Raw genomic sequence first — 19,197 nt, 5'->3', positions numbered from 1 at the left:
CACAAAACAACCCGCCCCTCGGCGTTGCTCATGCTCGCCGTGGAACCACCACGGCTGCGCTTCGCGCCTTGATGGACAGCTTGTTTTGTGACCATGTGGTACCCCTTTTAGTGTGAACAGGCCCTAGCCGCGACAGAAGAACCCGACCGAGCGACGAACTGTACCGCCGCCCCTTCCCTGCGCCGCATAGCGGCGCCCGACGCGGCGGCGCCCGACGCGATTGCGCCTGTCATCGAGAGTGTGATAGCGTCTCGTCGTCGCGGTTTTAGCTAAACCGTCCCGGTTTTATCGAAACTTTTCCGGATATTTCTCCCCGGTCGCCGCCGCTTCGGCGAAAATACCGCCATTCCCGTTACACCGTCGCCCAAGCCCGCGATCCCGCCACCGTGCCGGAACTGTTACATGCGTTTGAATATCCTCAGTCCCTCGTTCAGCGCCTCCGCGTCGCGGCTCTTGCCCAATCGCTGGGATTTCATCGCCTTTCCGCTGATCATCTGCCTGATCGCCATGGGGGTCGTGGGCTATCACCAGACCATGGCGCCCATCTCGGTACTGCAGACCCAGGCGATCTCGCTGTCGCCGGGGGCGCTGCCGGACTATGCCCTGCGCACCACCCTGCGCATGCTGGCGGCCATGTGCGCCTCGCTGATCTTCACCCTGGTCTACGGCACGATCGCCGCCAAGAGCCGGCGCGCCGAAAAAATACTCGTGCCCATCCTGGACATCCTGCAGTCAGTGCCGGTGCTCGGGTACATCTCGTTCACCGTCACCTTCTTCCTGGCGCTGTTCCCGGGCCGCGTGGTCGGGGCCGAGTGCGCCGCCATCTTCGCCATCTTCACCAGCCAGGCCTGGAACATGGCCTTCAGCTTCTACCAGTCCATGCGCACGGTGCCGCGCGACCTGCAGGAAGTGGCGCGCAACTTCCGGCTCAGCCCCTGGCAGCGCTTCTGGAAGCTGGAAGTGCCCTTCGCCATGCCCGGCCTGGTCTGGAACATGATGATGTCGATGTCGGGCGGCTGGTTCTTCGTGGTGGCCTCCGAAGCCATCACGGTGGGCAACCACACCATCACCCTGCCCGGGGTCGGCGCCTACCTGGCCACAGCCATAGAGCACCGCGACCTGGCGGCCGTCGGCTACGTCATCCTGACCATGGCGCTGGTCATCCTCGCCTATGACCAGTTGCTGTTCCGTCCGCTGGTGGCCTGGGCCGACAAGTTCCGCATGGAAAACACCATGTCGGCCACCACCCCGGAATCCTGGCTGCTGGACCTGGTGCGGCGCACGCGCCTGATCACCCAGTTGCTCAAGCCCCTGGGCGGGGTGCTGGCGGCGCTGGCCCGGCTGCCCATGGCCTTTGCCGCCGTCCGCCGCAGCGGCCGCGACCCGGCCCCGGCCGCCGAAACGCGCCCGCCGTCCAAGCTGGCCGACGCGGCCTGGGTGCTGCTCATCGTGCTGGTGACGCTGTACGTGCTGTACCGGGTAGTGGCCTATGTCAGCACCGGCGTCAGCCTGTCCGAAGTGGGCCACGTCTTCGTGCTGGGCGCCATCACCCTGCTGCGCGTCATGGTGCTGATTGCGCTCGCCACGCTGGTGTGGGTGCCGCTGGGCGTGCTGATCGGCCTGCGCCCGGCGCTGTCCGAGAAAGTGCAGCCGCTGGCGCAATTCCTGGCAGCCTTCCCGGCCAACCTGCTGTTCCCGGTGTTCGTGGTGCTCATCGTCAGATACCACCTGAACCCCGACATCTGGCTGTCGCCGCTCATCATTTTGGGCACGCAGTGGTACATATTGTTCAACGTGATCGCCGGCACCTCGGCCTTTCCCAACGACTTCAAGGAAGCCGCGGCCAACTTCCGGATCCGCGGCTGGCAGTGGTGGAAGCAGGTCATGCTGCCCGGCATATTTCCCTATTACGTCACCGGCGCCATCACCGCCGCGGGCGGGGCCTGGAATGCCAGCATCGTCTCCGAATACGTGTCCTGGGGCAACGACAAGGTGGCCGCGCATGGGTTGGGCGCCTATATCGCACACAACACCACCGCCGGCAACTTCCCCAAGATCATCCTGGGAATAGCGGTCATGTCCCTGTTCGTCACCCTGGTCAACCGCCTGCTGTGGCGCCCGCTGTATGCCTACGCGGACGCCAGGCTGCGCATGGATTAAGGCCTGTTCATACTAGTGTCGTGTCTCAGAAGTTCGTGCCCATAATGAAATTGATGGATTCGTGTGCAGAGCAAGGCGCAAACCGCAGCGATAGTCGTAACTATCGCGAGGATTTGCAACGCCGCTCTGCGCGCGAAAACGCAATTTCATGGGTGCGAACTTCTGAGACACGACACTAAAGTCTGGCATCAAGATGCACGATCTCCACACCGCTGTACCCGACATGGCCGCGCCTGCGGGCCCGGCCTCACCCGTCAGTTCAAGGCCACACCATGCTTGATTACACCGCCAATCCGAACGAAATCCTGCGCGTGCAGAACGTGCGGCGCGGCTTCAGCAAGCCCCAGGACGAGCTGCTGGTGCTCGACGACGTCAACCTGAGCCTGGGCCGCAAGGAAATCGTGGGCCTGCTGGGGCGTTCCGGCTCGGGCAAATCCACTTTGCTGCGCATCATCGCAGGCCTGATCCGGCCCAGCGGCGGCAGCGTCACCTATCGCGGTGCCGAGCTCGACGGGCCAGCCGAAGGCGTGGCCATGGTGTTCCAGACCTTCGCGCTGTTTCCCTGGCTGACCGTGCTGCAGAACGTCGAGGCCGGCCTGGAGGCACTCGGCGTGCCGGCCCAGGAACGGCGCCAGCGTGCGCTGGCCGCCATCGACCTGATCGGCCTGGACGGCTTCGAGAACGCCTATCCGCGCGAACTGTCGGGCGGCATGCGCCAGCGCGTCGGCTTCGCCCGGGCGCTGGTGGTGGACCCGACCGTGCTGCTGATGGACGAGCCCTTCTCGGCGCTGGACGTGCTGACGGCGGAAACCCTGCGCACCGACCTGCTGGACCTCTGGAACGAGCGGCGCCTCAAGATTGAATCGGTGCTGATCGTCACGCACAACATCGAAGAAGCGGTCTTCATGTGCGACCGCATCCTGGTGCTGTCGTCCAACCCGGGCCGCGTGATCGCCGAAATCAAAGTGCCCTTCCCGCACCCGCGCAACCGCCTGGATCCGGCCTTCCGCCGCCTGGTGGACGACATCTACGCCCGCATGACCGCACGTTCCGCGGCCGGCGGCATACGCAAGGAACTCGAGCTCGGCACCTGGCTGCCGCAGGTGTCGACCAACCTGATGGCCGGCCTGATGGAAACCCTGGCCATGGCCCCCTACAACGGCCGCGCCGACCTGCCGGAAATCGCCCGCACCCAGCACCTGGAAGTCGACGACCTGTTTCCCGTGGCGGAAATGCTGCAGCACCTGGGCTTCGCCGATGTGCGCGAGGGCGACATCATCCTGACCCCGGCCGGCAAGGCCTTCGCCGACGGCGGCACCCAGGAACGCAAGCAGATGTTCGCCGAACGGCTGCTGCGCTCGGTGCCCATGGCGGCGCGCATCCGCGCGGTGCTCAACGAGCGGCCCGGCCACCGCGCCCCCCGCGTGCGCTTCGAGCAGGAACTGGAAGACTTCCTGTCCGACAGCGCCGCCGAAGAAACCCTGGAATCCGTCATCAACTGGGGCCGCTACGCCGAGATCTTTTCCTACGACGACCAGGCCGAGACCTTCAGCCTCGAAGACATCGAATCCTGATCATCGGGCCCCGCAGTGCGCCGCAAACGCGGCCGATGCGCCTTGTCCAGAGCCGGATAGCCCCGCAAAGACCATGCCGCGCCTGCTCAAGCCGCGCCGCATGCACGCCCGGGGATGGGCGGCGAACGCAGCAGCCCGGGGCCATTACCCGTTACGCTTCAGCCGAGTATGGCTTCCACCAGCCGGCGGTCCGTGTGCTTGCAGTAATACTCGCAAGCCAGGCGGGCCGCGTTGGCCGCGGTATGCACGTGCCGCTTGGCATCGGCGTGCCAGCACATTGAAATCACCACCGAAGGCGGCGCCGGCTGCACGGGCAGCTCGACGAACGCCCCGCTGGCGATCTCGTCGACCACGAACAGCGCCGGGATCGCGGCCACGCCGAAGCCGTTCTGCAGCAGCCGCACTATGGCCGCCACGGAAGGCGAGCAGAGCACGCGCGCCCTGCCGGGAGGAATGTCCGCCTGGCTGGCCAGGTTGGCCACGATCTGCTCGATCGCCCGCTGCGGCGCGGTGCCGCGCCCGAAAGTCAGCACCGGGTACTTGAGCACATTGCGCACCAGGTCCTTCCTGCCGCGCGGCAGGAAGTTCTTCTTGGCGATCCAGCGCACGGGGTAGACCGCCAGCGCGTCGGAAACGACTTTGTCGTTGTCTATGCCCTCGACCCGGAACACCAGGTCCAGGTCGCCCGCCAGCAGTTGCTTCTGCAGCACGCTGCTGATCTCGACCACGAGCTCGACATCCAGTTCCGGGTAATCGCGGTTGAGCTGCTTCAGGTAGTGCGCCAGCCAGCTATGCACCACCGTCTCGTTGACCCCCAGGCGCAGGCTGCCCCGCACCGCGTCTTCCTGGTGGGCGGCAAGCTGCAACTGGTGCACGGCCTCGACCACCGAACGCGCCTGGGTCAATAAGTGGCGCCCGCTGGGCGTGAGGCGGAAGGTCTTGGACGAGCGGTCGACCAGTTCGGCGCCCAGTTCGTCTTCCAGGCTTTTGAGCCGCAGCGAAATCGCCGCGGGCGTGGCGTGCAGGGCGCTGGCCGTGGCCCTGAAACTCTTGAGCTGGGCCAGGGTAACGAAAGTTTCGATGAACCGTGTATTCACGAGTGTGCGCGGCGCGGCATTTTCTTGTTAAGAAAAACTATACGATATCGCGCACAAAAAATCGATAGAAAAAATATTTGTTTGATCCTATGCTTCACCCATATTCGACGCTCGGTGAGCCCCGGACGAATTCCAGGCGCCACGCCGACGCAAGACTCGACACCTTCGGCCATCCTCACGGAAATCCGCAACAGCCTTCGGAACCGCAAGCCATGACACCTCAGGAATTCAGGCAGCAAGTACGCGCGGGCAAGTTCCATGCCCCCACCGCAGGCTATTGCGGCGCCTACGCCCAGGCCAACCTGGCCATACTGCCCGGCCAGTACGCGGACGACTTCATGCGCTTCTGCCAGCGCAACCCCAAGCCCTGCCCGCTGCTGGGCGTGGGCGAGCCCGGGCAATGGAATATCGAGGCCCTGGGCCGGGATCTCGACATACGCACCGACATCCCCGGCTACTACGTCTATCGCGACGGCAAGCTGGACGGCGAACTGGCCTCGCTGTCCGACGCCTGGCAGCCCGACTTCGTTGTGTTCGCCATAGGCTGCTCGTTCTCGTTCGAGCAGATGCTGATACAAGAAGGCATACCGGTGCGCCACATCCAGGAAAACCGCAACGTCCCGATGTACCGCAGTTCCATCGACAATCGGGCCGCCGGCCCCTTCGGCGGCAAGCTGGTGGTATCGATGCGGCCCATGAAGGCCGCCGACGCGATACGCTCGATCCAGGTCACCAGCCGCTTTCCCGCCGTGCACGGCGCGCCGATACACATCGGCGACCCGGCGCTGATCGGCATCGGCGACCTGTCCCAGCCCGACTACGGCGACTCGGTCGAAGTGCGCGCCGACGAACTGCCGGTGTTCTGGGCCTGCGGCGTCACCCCGCAAGAAGCCATCCGCGCGGCCAAGCCGCCGATTGCCATCACCCACAGGCCGGGCCACATGCTCATTACCGATATCCCCAATACCACCCTGGCCGCATTCTGACGTATATAGATAGCCAAGGCCTTCAATTATCCAAGTCTTTGTATTATTTGCCTGCATACCTTGATTTCTTGCCGCGCAGACCCTTGTATTTGCCGTAAGGACTTCAGGCTTTCCCCCGAGGCGTTCCACATGTACATATTAGGCCCCGGGGTTTTCCAGATCGATCACCAGATTCGCGCATTACCAGACGCGAACATTTATCCATCAAGGGTTTCCGTTCTTCACCTCAAACCCATCAGGAGACAAACGATGAAGAAACTCGTCGCAGTGCTGCTCGCAAGCCTGGGCATGGCCATGACCCAGGGTGCCAGCGCGCAGGACCAGGTCATCAAGATCGGCGCCATCTACCCGCTGACCGGTTCGCTGGCTTCCACCGGCATCGAACTCAAGCAGGCCATCGAACTGGCCGAAGACATCGTCAACAAGGCCCATCCCGAGCTCAAGGGCATCCCGCTGGCCGCGGGCGCCGGCCTGCCCCATCTGGGCGGCGCCAAGATCCAGGTGATCTTCGCCGATTCCCAAGGCAAGCCCGACGTCGGCCAGGCCGAGGCCCAGCGCCTCATCGACCAGGAACACGTCGTGGCCCTGGTCGGAGCCTACCAGTCAGCCGTCACCAAGACCTCCAGCCGCATCACCGAACAGCGCCAGATCCCCTACGTGAACGGCGAATCCAGCAGCCCCGACCTGACCGAGCGCGGCTACAAGTGGTTCTTCCGCACCACGCCCAACGACGAGACCTTCGTCGGCAACATGATGGAGTTCCTCAACGGCGTCAAGCAGGTGCCCACCCAGAAGATCGCCGTGGTCTACGAGAACACCGACTTCGGCGTCAACACCTACAAGGCGGTACAGAAGTTCGTCAAGGGCACCCAGCGCAAGATCGTCGCCAACATCGCCTATTCGGCCGGCTCGCCCTCGCTGAATTCCGAGACCCAGAAGCTCGCCGCGGCCAAGCCCGACGTCGCCATCTTCGCCAGCTACACCTCGGACGCCATGCTGTTCGTGCGCACCATGCGCCAGATGAACTACGCGCCGCCCATCATGCTGGCCAACGACGCCGGCTTCATCGATTCGCGCTTCATCTCCGAGGTCGGCCCGCAAGTGCAAGGCGTGCTCACCCGCGACGTATGGTCCAACGACCTGTACACGGCCAAGCCCATCATCAAGCAGGTCAACGACATGTTCAAGGCGCGCTCGGGCAAGGAACTCAACGGCAACAGCGCCCGTTCCCTGCAAGGCATCCTGGTGCTGGCCGAGGCCATCGACCGTGCCGGCTCGACCAAGCCCGAGGCCATCCGCAAGGCGCTCGAGTCCACCAATCTCGATGCCGAGCAGATCGTGATGCCGTGGGCGGGCGTGCAGTTCGACAAGACCGGCCAGAACATCAAGGGCCAGGGCCTGATCCTGCAGCTCGAGGGCAAGGAATACCACACCGTCTGGCCGACCCGCTACAAGAAGATGCAAGACCTGCCCAAGCTGCCTTTCACCTGGGCGAAGTAAACGCAAGGCAAAACCTGCACCTGCACGCAGGCGCCGGCGGCACGCCGCCGGCCCTGCCCGATTCCTGCACATAGGAGACACCTGTGCTCGAAGCGCTGGCCACGGGCCTGTTCAATGGCCTGATCTATGCCCTGGTCGCTGTCGGCCTGGCCTTGATCTGGGGCATCACCGACGTCATCAACTTCGCCCACGGCGAATTCCTGATGATAGGCATGTACGCCGCCTACTGGCTGTTCACGCTGGGGCATATAGACCCCACGCTGTCGGCGCCGCTCGTGGCCTGCCTGCTGGGTTTCGTGGGCTTCCTGTCCTACGGCCTGATCATCCGGCCGCTGCAGAAAGCCCCGCCCATGATCGTCATCCTGGCCACCTTCGGCCTGGGGCTGGTGCTGCGCCAGCTCGCCTTCCTGGCCTTCTCGCCCGACTACCGCAACCTGCCCGACACCTGGCTGTCCGGCAGCGTGCGCATGGCCGGCTTCTCGCTGGGGCGGCCGCAGGTCGTCACCGGCCTGGTGGCGCTGGCGGTCATCGTCGTCCTGTTCTTCCTGGTGTACCGCAGCCGCTGGGGCCATGCCCTGCAGGCAGTGGCCGAAGACCGGCAGGCAGCCTCGCTCGTCGGCATCGCGTCGGACCGCGTCAACGCCCAGGTATGGATACTGGGCAGCGCAGTAGTGGGCCTGGCCGGTGCCCTGCTGACCACCTTCTTCTATGTATTCCCGTCGGTGGGCGGGGTGTTCGGCCTACTGGCCTTCGTGGCCGTGGCTATGGGCGGCTTCGGTTCGCTGCCCGGGGCCTTCATTTCGGGCGTGCTCATCGGCATCATCGAATCGATGACGGGCTACCTGGTCGAACCCGCCTACAAGACGGTCAGCATATTCCTGATCTTCCTGCTGGTGCTGTGGTACCGGCCGCGCGGCCTCTTCGGGCGCTGGTGACATGATGGCGCACGATACGGCACCCCGCACTTCCCCCGACGCAGCCCGCGGCGCGGCAGGCACCCCGACACACGACGCGACACACGACATGGCAATCGACAACGCAAGCAATGCCTCCTTCCTGCGGCGCCCGGGCATGCGGCCCCTGATCGTCGTGCTGGTAGCGCTGGCGGCATTCCCCTTCGCCGTGCGCGACCCCTACACCCAGCAGATCGTGGTCATGGCGCTGATGTACGGCGCGCTGGGCGCATCATGGAACCTGGTCGGCGGCTTTCTCGGGCGGGTCTCGTTCGGGCACGCGGTCTTCCTGGGCGCGGGCGCCTACACCACCCTGCTTCTGTTGCAGATGCTCAAGCTCAGCCCCTGGCTCGGCATCCCCCTGGGCGGCCTGGTCGCCGCGGCCGTGGCCTTCATCGTCGGCCGGCCCACCCTGCGCCTGACGGGCCACTACTTCGCCATGGCCACCATCGCCCTGCTGTCGGTGGCGCAGTTGCTGATGACCAACTGGAGCTGGGCCGGCGGGGCCACCGGTATCGAAGCCCCCATCGCCGACAGCGCGTGGCTGCTGCTGTTCCGCTCCAAGGCGCCCTACTACTGGATCGCCTTCGGCCTGGCGATACTTACCTTCTGGGCCACCGTCGCGCTGGCGCGCTCGCGCACCGGCTATTACTGGCGCGCCATCAACGGTGACGAAGCCGCCGCGCGCAGCCTCGGCGTGCCGGCCGAACGCTACAAGATGCTGGCCTTCGTCCTGTCGGCCGCGCTCACCGGCGTGTGGGGCGGCTTCTACGCCATCTACATCGGCTTCATCGATCCCGATTCCGCCTTCAGCCTGACCCTGTCCATACAGATCGTGCTGGTGGCCATACTCGGCGGCGTCGGCACGCTGGTCGGCCCCTGGCTGGGCGCGGCGCTGCTCATCCCCCTGGCCGAAGGCATGCGCGTCGCGATGGGCAGTTCGGGCCATGGCTTCGACCTGCTGCTCTATGGCCTGGCGATCGTGCTCGTCAGCCTGTTCCTGCCGAAAGGCCTCATCACACTGAGGGTGCGCCGTGGCTCTGCTGGAAGTCGATAAACTCACCAAGCGTTTCGGCGGGCTGGTCGCCAACCGCGACATCAGCTTCAACGTCGAGGCCGGCGAAATCGTCGCCATCATAGGCCCGAACGGCGCCGGCAAGAGCACGCTGTTCAACGGCCTGGCGGGCCACCACGCGCCCACCTCCGGCAGCGTCACCTTCGACGGCACCCAGCTCGTGGGCCAGACGCCCGAAGCCATCGCCGCCCTGGGCCTGATGCGCACCTACCAGATCCCGCGCAGCTTCGCGTCCATGACCGTGCTGGAAAACGTCACGGTCGGCGCACTGCTGCGCCACCACGCGCTGGCCGACGCGCACGCCGCCGCCCGGCAGGTGCTGGACACCGTAGGCCTGTCCGGCCGCGGTGACACACCCGCCGGCGAACTCAACGTCGCCGGCCAGAAGCGCGTCGAACTGGCCCGTGCCCTGGCCACCTCGCCGCGCCTGCTGCTGCTGGACGAAGTCGCCGGCGGCCTGAATCCCAGCGAAGCCGTGGCGCTGGCCGAAATCCTGCGCAGCATCCACGCCACGGGAGTGACATTGGTCATCGTCGAACATGTGCTCGAAGTCGTGATGCGGCTGGCGCACCGGGTGCTGGTGCTGGATTTCGGCCAGCTCATCGCACAGGGCAAGCCCGAAGAAGTCGTGCGCAATCCCGAAGTCATAGGCGCCTACCTGGGGAGAAAATACCGTGCCGCATGAGGCCTTGTTGAAAATCGAGGATCTGCAGGTCGCCTACGGCGGCGTGCAGGCGGTGCAGGGCATTTCCCTGGAAGTGCAGCCCGGCGGCATCACCGCCCTGCTCGGCGCCAACGGCGCCGGCAAGTCCAGCACGCTGCTGTCCATCGTCGGCTCGGTCAAGCCCCGCTCCGGCCGCATCCTCTTCGAAGGCCGGGACATCACCGGCCAGACTCCAGACGTCCTGGTGCGCAAAGGCATCGCCCTGATCCCCGAAGGCGGCCGCGTCTTCGCGCGCCAATCCGTGGAACAGAACCTGCACCTGGGCGGCTACACCGTCACCGACGAAGCCCAGTACCGCCAGCGCCTGGAACAGGTGTACCAGCTCTTCCCCCGCCTGGCCGAGCGCCGCGCACAAATCGCCGGCACCCTGTCCGGTGGCGAACGCCAGATGCTTGCCATAGGCCGCGCCATGATGAGCGGCCCACGGCTATTGCTGGTCGACGAACCCAGCCTGGGCCTTTCGCCCCTGCTGGTGGAAACCGTCTTCGACACCCTGGCCAGCCTCAACAAGAGCGGCACGTCCATATTGCTGGTCGAACAGAACATGGCCGAAGCGCTGGAACTGGCCGAGCAGGCCTACGTGATGCAAAGCGGCAAGATCGCGCTGCAAGGCAGCGCCAAGGAAATCAGCGCCTCGGACCAGGTGCGGAAGGCTTATTTGGGGCTGTAGGGGCGGGGAGATCAACCAACCTGGGCGCGTCAATATCGCGGCCGGCGTCGATCTCCGCCCGCAGCGGGAAATCCGGAAAAAGGCCTGCCAGAGCAAAGAAACCCTGCGGCCACGCCTCTCCTGCATCCTTGCGGCCAAGATCGGCCACCCGATGAGCATGCTTATGGTAACTTCCAGCCATGATCTGAAGTCTCCCACGGAGAAAACCCAATGTCGCCCGTAAGCATACGCGCAAACCGCCACGTCTGGATATCAACCCATGCCTTCATCGGCGCTATGCTGGCCCTGGCGTCCCAGACCGTAAGCGCAGCTTCCAACGATGCGCGCGAATGCAGGGCGTCCGGCGGCGCCTTGCTCGTCGGCCAGGTAGTATCCCCGCCGAAATTCCGGCACGGCATGTACAAAAAGGGCGTAGAACTGTCGCATACGCATCTGAAACTGCAAGGCCGCGACGGGAACACCTACGATGTCGCCATAGACAACGTCTTCGCCACGGGCTACAAGCCGCACTCGAAAAAAGTGCCCGAACCCTTGGATACCATCCAGGTAGGAGACCAGTTGGAAGCTTGCGGCATTCCATTCAAGGGCGGAATCCATTGGGTCCACAACAATTGCGGAGACAGGCCGACGCGGTCGGACCCCAACGGCTGGCTCAAAGTAGTGCGGGCCGACGGAAGCACGGGGCCGAATCTGGAAAGCAGCCAGACATACTGCCGGCTTTGGCCGCGGCGGTGAGTTGAGGACCTAGCGGGACACGGGAAGGGTACGTGTTAACCGTTAGCTTCGCATCGCGAACCAAGGACACACTATAAGGCCGCAGCCATGAGCTGACGTTCGGGCCAAACGCGTTCATCCATTAGAAAGAAGCTAACTCCCCAGGTTGCCTTGCAGAAAATCGACAAGCGCCTTGTTGACTTCCTGGGGGGCCTCCTGCTGCAGCCAGTGTCCCGCGCCGGGAATCATTTTGGTGGCGCGCAATTGCGGCACGATGTCTGGCATAGCCTCGATGATTCGGCCCATGCCAGGGATCGCCAGGCCAGTGTCCCGTTCCCCCACGAGAAACAGAGCCGGGACGTCCACATTTTTTCCATCCAAGGCTGCCTGTAGCGCCCAATTTCGGTCCAGGTTCCGGTAGTAGTTAAGCCCGCCGCGAAATCCACTGGTCTTGAAACTCTGGACAAAGACATCCAGGTCCGACTGAGTAAGCCATGGCGGCAGTTCGGCAGGAATGGGAAGCGAGTCGAGTAGACCCTGTCCGTTGGTCACCATACCAAAGGGATTCGGCGTCCTTGGGTCATCACGCGGTCCAGCCTGTCCAGATGCCGCGAAATAGATCGCGCGTAGTGTTGCGCTGACGTCTTGCTCGAATTCTTGTTCGGCAAGGCCCGGCTCATTAAAGTAATGCGTGTAAAAGACCGCAGACTCCGTTCTCGGAAACAAGCGGCTCGGCATGACCGGGGCTCTGCGCATCATGGGAACGCCCAGCGCGGCAACCGCTCGAAAGACGTCGGGCCGCAACTGCGCGGCCAGCCAAGCGATGCTGGCCCCCCAGTCCCCGCCTACGATCACCGCATCTTTGGCGTGCTCGCTTTCGACCAACGCCACCAGATCGCCAATCACATCCATCGTCGTGAAGGCCGCAACGTCCGACGGACATTCGCTGCCGCCATAACCTCGTAGGTCTGGGGCCACCGCACGAAACCCCGCCTGAGCGAGTGCCGGGAGCTGACGACGCCATACATGGGAGGTTTCGGGGAAACCGTGGCACAGCAAAACCAGAGGGCCTTTACCCAGAGCAGTCACATGCAATCGGATGCCGTTGACGTTCACATCGCGCGTTTCAAGTTCAATCATGGCGACTGTTTCTAGCAAAGATACGGAACAACTATAATATCGTAACTTATACTGTTATGGAATCGGATTTTCATGAGCTGCGACACTCGCCTTGCCCGCTTGTTGCACGTGCTGGTTCACATGGACTTGCGTGGCGGCACGACCACATCGGGAACCCTTGCCCAAATGCTGCACACCAATGAGGTCGTGGTGCGGCGGACCATGGCGGCACTGCGCACGGCCGGCATGGTCACCTCCACAGGCGGGCGCAATGGAGGGTGGACGCTGGTTAAAGCGTTGAACACCATCACAGCGCGGGATGTTTATGAAGCAATTTCCCACGGGGCTGTCTTTACCATCGGGCCGACCAACGACAATCCGGCTTGCCCAGTCGAACGCGCTGTCAATCAATGGGTCATCGATGCCATGCGCGAGGGTGAAAAGGCGCTGCTGCAGCACCTTGGCACCCGATTGCTTTCGGATGTCGCTGCGGAGATTTCCGCGAGTTAAGAACGTTTAGCTCTTCTATAGTGAACTTCCACTTCGGGTCGAAAGCAGCCCAACCGAGTCACACGCAGGGAAGAGAGACTCACAGGAGAACTCAAAGCAGCCTCATTTAATCCCCATTATTTCTCCACCCCATACCCCCCGCCCCCCGGCGTCTCCACCACAAACGTATCCCCCGCCCGCAACTCCGCCCGGCCGGCATAGCCAAGCTCTTCCCGCGAGCCATCGACCCGCTCTACCCAATTGCGGCCCGGCGCCCCCGCATCGCCGCCCGCCATCCCGAACGGCGCGATCCTACGGTTATTGGCCAGGATAGACGCCGTCATGGGCTCCAGGAACCTTATCCGGCGCGTTCCGCCGTCGCCGCCGATCCAGCGCCCCGCCCCGCCGGATCCCTTCCTGATCTCGTAGCTTTCCAGCCGCACCGGAAAACGCCATTCCAGCACCTCCGGGTCGGTCAGCCGGGAATTGGTCATATGGGCCTGCACCACGCTCGTGCCGTCGAAGCCATTGCCCGCACCGGTGCCGCCGGACAGGGTTTCGTAATACTGATATGTGCTATTGCCGAAGGTGAAGTTGTTCATGGTGCCCTGGCTGGACCCCATGATCCCCAAGGCACCGTACAGCGCATTGGTAATGCACATGGACGTCTCGACATTGCCGGCCACTACCGCGGCCGGATAGCTCGGCCGCAGCATGCTGCCTTCGGGGATCACTACCCGCAAGGGCTTGAGGCAGCCCGAATTCAAGGGGATGTCGTCGTTCACCAAGGTACGGAACACATACAGCACCGCAGCCATGCACACCGACGAGGGCGCGTTGTAGTTGCTTGCCAATTGCGGCGAGGTGCCGGTGAAGTCGATCACTGCGCTGCGCTCGCCGGCATCGATGCGAATGGCCACTTTGATGAGAGCGCCGTTGTCCATTTCGTATTCGAACTGCCCGTCGCGCAAGGCAGTGATGACGCGGCGCACGGATTCTTCGGCGTTGTCCTGCACGTGGCCCATGTAGGCCTGTACGACTTCCAGTCCGAAATGCGCCACCATGGCGCGCAATTCCTGTGCGCCTTTTTCGTTGGCGGCGATCTGCGCGCGCAGGTCGGCCAGGTTCTGCGCCGGGTTGCGCGAGGGATAGGGGCCCGAGGACAGCAGTTCCACGGTCTCGTCCTCGCGCAGACGGCCGCGCTCGACCAGTTTCCAGTTGTCCAGGCGCACGCCCTCTTCGTCTATGGTCCCGGAATCGGGCGGGACGGAGCCCGGGGTGATGCCGCCGACGTCGGCGTGGTGGCCGCGCGAACCCACGTAGAACAATACTTCCGAGCCGGCAGCGTCGAACACCGGGGTGATCACGGTGATGTCGGGCAGGTGCGTGCCGCCATGGTAGGGGTCGTTCAGGGCATAGACGTCGCCGGGGCGCATGGCGCCGGCGTTCTCGCGGATCACGGTCATGATGGACTCGCTCATCGAGCCCAAGTGCACCGGCATGTGCGGCGCGTTGGCGATCAGGCTGCCCTGCGCATCGAACACCGCGCACGAGAAGTCCAGGCGTTCTTTGATGTTGACCGAGCTGGCCGTGTTCTGCAGCGTCAAGCCCATCTGCTCGGCAATGTTCATGAACAGGTTGTTGAAGACTTCCAGCATCACCGGGTCGGCGCGGGTGCCGATGGCCTGGCGTTCGGGCAGGCGCTCGACCCGGGTCAGCACCAGATGGTTCAGGGCCGTCGCTTCGGCCTGCCAACCGGGTTCCACCACGGTGGTGGCGTTCGCCTCGGCGATCACCACGGGGCCGGCAAGCACGTCGCCCGGCCGCATGTCGGGCCTGCGGTACAGGCCGGCCCGATGCCAAACGCCGCGCGAGTAGATAGCGATGTCGTGCGCGGCCGTCAAGGCGCCATGGCGCGGCGGCAGCTCGCCGAAGCGCTCGGCCGGCGCATCGGACAGGCCCACGACCTCGACCGACACGGCCTCGACGACCAGGGGCTTGCCCGGCATCAAGAAGGCGTAGCGTGCGCTGTAGGCCGTGTCGAAGCGCTCGCGCATTTCGGCCAGCGTGCCATACGCCACGACCAGCGCAGTATCGGTGCCCTGGTAGCGCAGATGCGCTTTGCTGTGCGCTTCGATGCGCCCCGCGGCTACGCCCTGGGCCCGCAGTTCCTCGCGGCCCTGGGCCTCGAGCGCATCCAGGGCCGCGGCCAGCGCCGCCATGCCGGCCTGGTCCAGCGGCGCCTCGATAGCCTGTTCGCGCATCGCTGCCTGGTTGGCCAGCCCCATGCCGTAGGCCGACAACACGCCGGCCAGCGGGTGTATGAAGACGCGCTTCATGCCCAGGGCATCGGCCACCAGGCAGGCGTGTTGGCCGCCGGCGCCGCCAAAGGTCGCCAGCACGTAGTCGCCGACATCGTGGCCGCGCTGCACCGAGATCTTCTTGATGGCATTGGCCATGCTGCCCACGGCGATGTCGACGAAGCCCTCGGCCACGGCCTCGGGCTCGGGGCGCCGGCCGGTCTTGCGGCCGATTTCGTCGGCCAGTTCGGTGAACTCGCGCACCACGGCGTCGCGGTCCAGCGGCAGGTCGGCGTTCGGGCCGAACACCGCGGGGAAATGTTCGGGCTGTATCTTGCCCAGCATCACATTGCAGTCGGTCACGGCCAGCGACCCGCCGCGCCGGTAACTGGCGGGGCCGGGATTCGCGCCGGCCGATTCCGGGCCCACCCGCATGCGCGCGCCGTCGAAGCGCAGCAGCGAGCCGCCGCCGGCGGCCACCGTGTGTATGCTCATCATCGGCGCGCGCAGGCGCACGCCCGCCACCTGGGTCTCGAATTCGCGCTCGAACTCGCCGGCGAAATGCGACACGTCGGTGGAGGTGCCGCCCATGTCGAAGCCTATGACTTTGTCGAAGCCGGCCAGCCCAGCTGCGCGCACCATGCCCACGATGCCGCCGGCCGGGCCCGAAAGAATGGCATCCTTGCCCTGGAAGCGATGCGCATCGGTGAGGCCGCCGTTGGACTGCATGAACTGCAGGCTCACGCCCGGCATCTCGGACGCGACCTGGTCGACATAGCGGCGCAGGATGGGAGACAGGTACGCATCCACCACGGTGGTGTCGCCGCGCGAGACCAGCTTCATCAAGGGGCTGGCCTGGTGCGAGGCGCTGATCTGCGTGTAGCCGATTTCCGCCGCGATGCGCGCGATTGCCTGTTCATGCGCGGGATAGCGGTAGCCGTGCATAAGCACCACGGCCAGCGACCGCAGGCCGCGGTCGTATACCGACTGCAGCGCGCGCCGCACGCCGGCCTCGTCCAGCGGCTGCACCAGTTCGCCATGCGCGCCGAGCCGCTCGTCGACTTCCACCACCTCGGAATACAGCAACTCCGGCAGCACCACGTTCAGGTCGAACAGACGCGGCCGGTTCTGGTAGGCAATGCGCAGCGCGTCGCGAAAACCGCGGGTGATGAACAAGGCGGTGGGCTCGCCCTTGCGCTCGAGCAGCGCGTTGGTGGCCACGGTCGTCCCCATCTTGACCGCCTCGACGAGATCGGCGCCTATGGGCTCTTGCGGGGCCAGCCCCAGCAGCTCGCGCATACCCGCCACCGCCGCGTCGCGATATTGTTCGGGATTCTCGGACAGCAGCTTGTGCGTCACGATGCGGCCATCCGGCGTCCTGGCCACGATGTCGGTGAAGGTGCCCCCGCGGTCTATCCAGAATTGCCAGCGACCGTCTGCGTTGCGCGGTGTCGAATCCATGCTGATACCCTTGCCTCGTCAATTTGAATGGGCCCTGGAACACGGGCCTCTGGATGAGCCGCCCACCGGTCTTCCGCCAGCCGCCGCCGGCGCGATGAAGTCGGACTCAAGAAGGATAAGGTAAGGAAAATAATAGGGCTATCGAGTTTTTTTCCATCTTTTGTCAATAATTTCTTAACCGGATGCCAGCCGCCCGAAACGCACAGGCGCCGCATCATGGCCTATGCCGCGGCCACGCGCCACGGGCATCCGCCGCACATGCACAGGCCGCGCGGCGCTGTGGCGGCGCCGCACGCGGACTTATAATCACGGCCTGCAGCCCCCTTCCTCGCAATCCCTCCGGCAGTTCGCGCCATGCCAGCCCATTTTCAGACAGCACACTCCCATGCGGCGATTTGACGTCGTCGAACCCCTGCTCATGCTCGCCACCGTGGTGCAGTGGCTGGTGCTGGCGACGCTCGCCGGCGTGGTGATCGGCGTGGGGACCAGCCTGTTCCTGCTGCCCTTGTTCTACCTGACCGGCAAATCGGCCGCCGTGCCGCTGTGGGCGCAGATGATCCTGCTGCCGGCGGGCGGCCTGGCCAATGGCCTGCTGCTGTTCTACGGATACCGCGCCAACACGACGAGGCTGAAGGATTCCGTGTTCGCCGCCGTGCACGACCAGGGCGGCAAGATGCCGTTCAAGACCTGCATCATCAAGCCGCTGGCTGCCCTTATCACCCTGTCCTGCGGGGGCTCGGCGGGCAAGGAAGGGCCCTGCTCGCACATCGGCGCCTCGCTCGCGGCAGGCATCGGCCATGTGCTGAAGCTGAACCCCGAACTGCAACGCCGCATCGTCGCCTGCGGCGTCAGCGCGGGTTTCGCCAGCGTGTTCGGCACCCCCATCGCGGGGGCCATCTACGGCGTGGAAGTCCTGGCCATAGGCCGCATCCGCCACGATTTCCTGTTTCCCGCCATCATCGCCGGCATCACTTCGTTCCAGGTCAGCAAGTGGCTGGGCATACCCTACCAGTACTATCACATCCCTTCGCTGCCGACCTTCTCGGAACTGCTGTTCATCGAAACCATCGCCATAGGCATGATCTGCGGCCTGGTCGCGTGGCTCTTCGTCGACTTGATCCATTTCAGCCGCAATCTGTTCCAGCAACTGCGGCTGCGCTTCGGCATCTGGCCGCCGCTCATGCCGCTGGCCGGAGGCATCTTGCTGGCACTATTGATCCTGGCCATTCCCACCGACTACCTGGGCCTGAGCCTGCCGCTCATGGACCGCGCCCTCTCGGGCGAGCCCATGCCGTACCTGGGCTTCCTGTGGAAGAGCCTGCTGGTGGCCATTACGCTGGGCTCGGGCTTCTATGGCGGGATAGTCACCCCGCAGTTCGTGATCGGCGCCATCACCGGCAGCGCCTGCGCGCACCTGCTGGGCATCAGCCCGGCGCTCGGCGCAGCCGTCGGCCTGGTTGCGGTAGTGGCGGCGTCATCCAACACGCCGCTGGCCGCCATCCTGATGGGTGTCGAACTGTTCGGCGGACTGGTGGGCGCCATCTACGTGGCCGGCGCCGCCATCGCCGCCTATCTCATCATCGGCCACCGCAGCGTCTACCCTGACCAGCGCCTGGCATACTCGAAATCGTCGTGGCTGAAAGTGGTGCCCGACATGCCGGTCGGCCAGGAAAAAGCGCACCTGTCGTACGGGTTGCTCAGATGGTGGAAGCGGCGCTGAAGCGCCGCCCCCGAGGCTGGCCCGCTACGACGGATGCGCCGCGGCTTGCGCTTTTTGCGCTTGCGCGGATTTGACATGCAAGGGCGGGCAGCCCTTCATGCATGCCTTGTCTTTCACGTCGGGACGTGGATCGGAAATGAACCCGTCGCGATTCGGCATCTTGACCGCCATCAGCGACTTGGCATCGAGCGTGCTGTCTTCCTTGACCAGCCCGTTCAGGTACAGCACATACCCCGCCACGGCATAGACCTGGCTGTCGCTAAGCGATTCCGGGGCGGTCATCGGCATCGCGCGGCGTATGTAGTCGTACAGCGTCGTCGCGTACGGCCAGTAGCTTCCCACCGTCTTGATCGGCTTGGCATTGGCCAGCGTGCCCTGGCCGCCCTGCAGGCGGTCGCCCATGCCGCCCTCTCCCTTGGCGCCATGACAGGCCGCGCAACTGCTGTCGAATATCTTCTTGCCTTCCAGCACGGTGCCGCTGCCCGCCGGCAGATTCTTGCCATCGGGCGCGATGTCGATGTACCAGCCGGCCACCTGTTGCGGCGTGGCGGCCTGGCCCAAGCCGTAGCGGTGGGGATGCACGGGGCCGGCCGCCAGTGCGGCGGTGGCCGGCAGCGCCCCCGCCAGGCTGCACAGCAAACGGCGCGACAGGTGC

At 64.7% G+C, this 19,197-nt stretch carries 15 protein-coding genes; 11 read left to right on the top strand and 4 right to left on the bottom strand.

The window, feature by feature from the left end; translation table 11 throughout:
• Nucleotides 1-402: 402 nt before the first annotated feature.
• Nucleotides 403-2,160 carry an ABC transporter permease gene (locus tag KVP10_RS06965; RefSeq protein WP_217963770.1) on the top strand — a complete coding sequence of 586 codons (1,758 nt, stop codon included), beginning with the start codon at nt 403-405 and terminating at the stop codon, nt 2,158-2,160.
• Nucleotides 2,161-2,432: 272 nt separating this feature from the next.
• The gene (locus KVP10_RS06960) at nt 2,433-3,734 is read left to right on the top strand and encodes an ABC transporter ATP-binding protein (protein WP_217963769.1); all 1,302 of its coding nucleotides are present in this window, start codon (nt 2,433-2,435) and stop codon (nt 3,732-3,734) included.
• 158 nt (nt 3,735-3,892) lie between these two features.
• Here the strand turns inward: KVP10_RS06960 and KVP10_RS06955 are convergent, their stop codons facing one another.
• Nucleotides 3,893-4,831, bottom strand: a complete 939-nt coding sequence (locus tag KVP10_RS06955) for a LysR family transcriptional regulator (RefSeq protein ID WP_217963768.1) — start codon at nt 4,829-4,831, stop codon at nt 3,893-3,895.
• A gap of 89 nt (nt 4,832-4,920) precedes the next feature.
• On the opposite strand from KVP10_RS06955, the gene KVP10_RS06950 reads away from it, so the two are divergent.
• The 7 genes from KVP10_RS06950 to KVP10_RS06920 all read left to right on the top strand — a co-directional run bounded on the left by KVP10_RS06950 (nt 4,921) and on the right by KVP10_RS06920 (nt 11,474).
• Nucleotides 4,921-5,817 (top strand): putative hydro-lyase, encoded by an 897-nt coding sequence (locus tag KVP10_RS06950; RefSeq protein ID WP_376810999.1) that lies wholly within the window; start codon nt 4,921-4,923, stop codon nt 5,815-5,817.
• A gap of 249 nt (nt 5,818-6,066) precedes the next feature.
• The gene (locus KVP10_RS06945; RefSeq protein ID WP_217963766.1) at nt 6,067-7,317 is read left to right on the top strand and encodes an ABC transporter substrate-binding protein; all 1,251 of its coding nucleotides are present in this window, start codon (nt 6,067-6,069) and stop codon (nt 7,315-7,317) included.
• Nucleotides 7,318-7,400: 83 nt separating this feature from the next.
• Nucleotides 7,401-8,252: a branched-chain amino acid ABC transporter permease gene (locus KVP10_RS06940; protein ID WP_217963765.1), complete on the top strand. Its 852-nt coding sequence runs from the start codon at nt 7,401-7,403 to the stop codon at nt 8,250-8,252.
• Nucleotides 8,253-8,388: 136 nt separating this feature from the next.
• The gene (locus KVP10_RS06935) at nt 8,389-9,327 is read left to right on the top strand and encodes a branched-chain amino acid ABC transporter permease (protein WP_246600452.1); all 939 of its coding nucleotides are present in this window, start codon (nt 8,389-8,391) and stop codon (nt 9,325-9,327) included.
• Complete coding sequence (locus KVP10_RS06930; protein ID WP_217963763.1) at nt 9,305-10,030, top strand: ABC transporter ATP-binding protein; 726 nt, start codon at nt 9,305-9,307, stop codon at nt 10,028-10,030. The genes KVP10_RS06935 and KVP10_RS06930 overlap by 23 nt, the downstream gene beginning before the upstream one ends.
• A gap of 4 nt (nt 10,031-10,034) precedes the next feature.
• Nucleotides 10,035-10,739, top strand: a complete 705-nt coding sequence (locus KVP10_RS06925; RefSeq protein ID WP_217963838.1) for an ABC transporter ATP-binding protein — start codon at nt 10,035-10,037, stop codon at nt 10,737-10,739.
• Nucleotides 10,740-10,949: 210 nt separating this feature from the next.
• Nucleotides 10,950-11,474, top strand: coding sequence for a hypothetical protein (locus tag KVP10_RS06920; RefSeq protein WP_246600371.1), 525 nt, complete (start codon nt 10,950-10,952; stop codon nt 11,472-11,474).
• A gap of 132 nt (nt 11,475-11,606) precedes the next feature.
• On the opposite strand, the gene KVP10_RS06915 is transcribed toward KVP10_RS06920, so the two are convergent.
• Nucleotides 11,607-12,593 carry an alpha/beta fold hydrolase gene (locus tag KVP10_RS06915; protein WP_217963762.1) on the bottom strand — a complete coding sequence of 329 codons (987 nt, stop codon included), beginning with the start codon at nt 12,591-12,593 and terminating at the stop codon, nt 11,607-11,609.
• Nucleotides 12,594-12,665: 72 nt separating this feature from the next.
• On the opposite strand from KVP10_RS06915, the gene KVP10_RS06910 reads away from it, so the two are divergent.
• A complete protein-coding gene (locus KVP10_RS06910; protein WP_217963761.1) occupies nt 12,666-13,082 on the top strand; it encodes an RrF2 family transcriptional regulator in 417 nt (138 codons plus the stop codon).
• Between the two features lie 116 nt (nt 13,083-13,198).
• Here the strand turns inward: KVP10_RS06910 and KVP10_RS06905 are convergent, their stop codons facing one another.
• A complete protein-coding gene (locus KVP10_RS06905; protein WP_217963760.1) occupies nt 13,199-16,822 on the bottom strand; it encodes a hydantoinase B/oxoprolinase family protein in 3,624 nt (1,207 codons plus the stop codon).
• A gap of 385 nt (nt 16,823-17,207) precedes the next feature.
• On the opposite strand from KVP10_RS06905, the gene KVP10_RS06900 reads away from it, so the two are divergent.
• Nucleotides 17,208-18,542 (top strand): chloride channel protein, encoded by a 1,335-nt coding sequence (locus KVP10_RS06900; protein WP_217963759.1) that lies wholly within the window; start codon nt 17,208-17,210, stop codon nt 18,540-18,542.
• Nucleotides 18,543-18,566: 24 nt separating this feature from the next.
• On the opposite strand, the gene KVP10_RS06895 is transcribed toward KVP10_RS06900, so the two are convergent.
• Nucleotides 18,567-19,193 (bottom strand): c-type cytochrome, encoded by a 627-nt coding sequence (locus KVP10_RS06895; protein WP_376811000.1) that lies wholly within the window; start codon nt 19,191-19,193, stop codon nt 18,567-18,569.
• Between the last annotated feature and the right edge of the window lie 4 nt (nt 19,194-19,197).

Source organism: Candidimonas humi, from assembly GCF_019166065.1.
GTDB lineage: Bacteria > Pseudomonadota > Gammaproteobacteria > Burkholderiales > Burkholderiaceae_B > Candidimonas > Candidimonas humi.
This window is presented reverse-complemented; position numbering and strand designations above follow the sequence as displayed.

What these genes read in the sequence shown, in the direction of transcription:
- KVP10_RS06935 (WP_246600452.1), top strand. Translation starts at nt 8,389, where the DNA reads ATGCGGCCCCTGATCGTCGTGCTGGTAGCGCTGGCGGCATTCCCCTTC.
- KVP10_RS06915 (WP_217963762.1), bottom strand. Translation starts at nt 12,593, where the DNA reads ATGATTGAACTTGAAACGCGCGATGTGAACGTCAACGGCATCCGATTG.
- KVP10_RS06920 (WP_246600371.1), top strand. Translation starts at nt 10,950, where the DNA reads ATGTCGCCCGTAAGCATACGCGCAAACCGCCACGTCTGGATATCAACC.
- KVP10_RS06910 (WP_217963761.1), top strand. Translation starts at nt 12,666, where the DNA reads ATGAGCTGCGACACTCGCCTTGCCCGCTTGTTGCACGTGCTGGTTCAC.
- KVP10_RS06945 (WP_217963766.1), top strand. Translation starts at nt 6,067, where the DNA reads ATGAAGAAACTCGTCGCAGTGCTGCTCGCAAGCCTGGGCATGGCCATG.
- KVP10_RS06950 (WP_376810999.1), top strand. Translation starts at nt 4,921, where the DNA reads ATGCTTCACCCATATTCGACGCTCGGTGAGCCCCGGACGAATTCCAGG.
- KVP10_RS06960 (WP_217963769.1), top strand. Translation starts at nt 2,433, where the DNA reads ATGCTTGATTACACCGCCAATCCGAACGAAATCCTGCGCGTGCAGAAC.
- KVP10_RS06905 (WP_217963760.1), bottom strand. Translation starts at nt 16,822, where the DNA reads ATGGATTCGACACCGCGCAACGCAGACGGTCGCTGGCAATTCTGGATA.
- KVP10_RS06900 (WP_217963759.1), top strand. Translation starts at nt 17,208, where the DNA reads ATGCGGCGATTTGACGTCGTCGAACCCCTGCTCATGCTCGCCACCGTG.
- KVP10_RS06965 (WP_217963770.1), top strand. Translation starts at nt 403, where the DNA reads ATGCGTTTGAATATCCTCAGTCCCTCGTTCAGCGCCTCCGCGTCGCGG.